This is a genomic window from Mesorhizobium sp. M2A.F.Ca.ET.037.01.1.1, from assembly GCF_003998075.1.
In the GTDB taxonomy this organism is placed as follows: Bacteria; Pseudomonadota; Alphaproteobacteria; order Rhizobiales; family Rhizobiaceae; genus Mesorhizobium.
In genome coordinates this window covers 1-2,191 of the sequence record NZ_RZSA01001037.1, presented here as the reverse complement: position 1 = coordinate 2,191, position 2,191 = coordinate 1, and the positions used below count along the sequence as shown (strand labels likewise).

At 62.7% G+C, this 2,191-nt stretch carries 2 protein-coding genes and 1 pseudogene; all 3 read left to right on the top strand.

Features of this window, described 5'->3' with window-relative positions; translation table 11 throughout:
* Window positions 1-536, top strand: a pseudogene (locus tag EOA27_RS41155) (hypothetical protein); the annotation flags it as partial.
* Window positions 537-779: 243 nt separating this feature from the next.
* On the top strand, window positions 780-1,361 hold the full coding sequence (locus tag EOA27_RS33065; RefSeq protein WP_127258366.1) for a VOC family protein: 582 nt from the start codon (window positions 780-782) through the stop codon (window positions 1,359-1,361).
* A gap of 23 nt (window positions 1,362-1,384) precedes the next feature.
* On the top strand, window positions 1,385-2,191 hold an 807-nt coding region (locus EOA27_RS33060), incomplete at its 3' end, for a glutathione S-transferase family protein (RefSeq protein WP_145970705.1).

The window sequence follows — 2,191 nt, the reverse complement described above, 5'->3', positions numbered from 1 at the left end:
CCATTGCGCATGATGCCGACGATCCTTGGACGCATTTCGCCGCCGGTTACGTGCACATGATGGCACGCCGAACGCAGGCGGCCGTCACCGCGCTAACCGATGCGATCACGCTCAATCCAAACCTGGCCATCGCACATGTCATTCTGGGCGCCGCGTACGGCTTTGGAGGGATGCCACAGGACGGCCTGCACCATCTCGCGATCGCCGAGCGGCTTAGCCCGCGCGATTCCACGCAGCAGCCGGGAGTTTTGACCGTGACCGGGATGTGTCACTTCGTTGCCCAACGATACGTCGACGCAGCGAGTTTCGAGCACCGAGCAGTGCTGCTTCGGCCACATTTTGGCGCTGCGTGGCGTACGCTGGCCGCCGCGGCAGGAATGGCAGGGGATCTCGATGAGGCGACACATGCCCTTTCAGAGGCGAAGCGACTCCATCCAACACTGTCGGTCCAATGGGTGGAGAAATATTACCCAATGACCCGGGAACAGGATCGCGCCGCCTATCTTGAGGGGCTGCGGACTGCCGGCCTCGAATGATGTACGCGTTTCGAGGAGCCTTGCCTCGCGAGGGGCAACTGTCACGGCGGGAACAGGGGTTCGATTCCCCCTTAAGCGTATCAGGTCTTTCCGTCCAGGTTCTGATTTAACGGCACATGTCCCTTCTGGCGTGACGTCGTCGATTGAATTAGCATTGCATCATGCTCCCCTGGCCGAAGGCACCAGGGGAGCGGTTTCGAACTTGCCCGGCGGAAGAGGCGAGCGGAACGCGGGGAGGAACCAATGCGGAAGCTGCAGTCGCAAGGCGTTCATCACATCACGCTGGTCGGCGCCGGACGCCAGACCTCGATCGACTTCTGGGAAGGGGTGCTCGGCATGCCCTTCATCTTCGAGCAGCCCAATCTCGACAAGGCGAGCGAGAGCCATCTCTATTTCGATCCCGGCGACGGGCGCCTGATCACGGTCTTCACCGACGAGAGCCGGACCCCGGTCAAGCGGCGCACGCCGACCGATATAGGCTGCGTCCACCACATCGCCTTCGCGGTGTCGCGGGTCACCTTCCTGCAGGCGGTCGCGCGTCTCGACGAGCGCGGCATCAAACACAGCGGCGTCAAGGATCGCGGTTTCATGGATTCGATCTATTTCGAGGATCCGCTGGGACTGCTGATCGAGCTTGCTTCCTACCGTTTCGAGCCGCCGGCCGGCTTCACCCACGCAGACGTGCTGATGGAGGCGCACAAGATCCGCGTGGCGCGCGGCGACTACAATATCGCCGAACTCCATCTGGCCGACGCCATTCAGGCGCTGGTCGAGCGGTCGCGCGAAACCCTGTCGGACGAGCGGACGGCGAAGAATCCATATTGAGCAAGCCATAAGGGGAGGAACAGATGGCAAAGGCTGCAGCGAAGAGCGTGAAGAAACCCGCGGCCAAGGCCGCGGCAAAGCCGACCGCGAAGGCGGCGGCAAAAGCTGCGACGGCGAAGGCCGCGCCTAAGGCGACAACTAAGTCCGCGCCTAAAGCGACGGCAAAAGCCGCATCTAAAGCCAAGGCCAAACCGGCCAAGAAGTCCGGCATAAAACTCCGCATGCTGAGGCCGAGCGTCAACAACCTGACGGTCAGGGTGTTCTTGCGCGCAGCCGGGCTCGATCCCGCCGAGACCGACGCGTGGGGCCATACGCGCTCGCCTGAGTTCCTGGCGCGCAATCCGGCGCATCTGACGCCGATGATCGAGGACAAGGGCCTGCCGCGCGGCGTGCTGTGGGAAAGCTGCGCCATCATGCAGTATCTCGCCAACAAGCACGGGCTGGAGAAGTTCTATCCGAAGGCGCCGGCCAAGCGGGCGATGATCGACAGCGCCATGTTCTATCTGATCGGCACGCTTTATCCCTATGTCGCGCGCGCCACCTATCCGGCGCTCGGCTTCCCGCAATATGCCGGCGAGGTCGGCCACAGCGACGCCCATCCCGACAAAAAATCGGAAGCGCAGAAGGCGGCGATGGCCGCGATCGCCGAGCCGCTCGAGGTGTTTCACTCTTTCTTCCGCAACGGCAAACCGTTCATCGGCGGCAACAACCCCTCGATCGCCGACATAAGGCTGGGGGCAACGCTCGAATTCCTGGCGGTCGTCGACTATGCGCTGCCCAAATGGGCGAAGGAGTACATGGCGGCCCTGGAGAAGAAGCTCGGCAAGGCT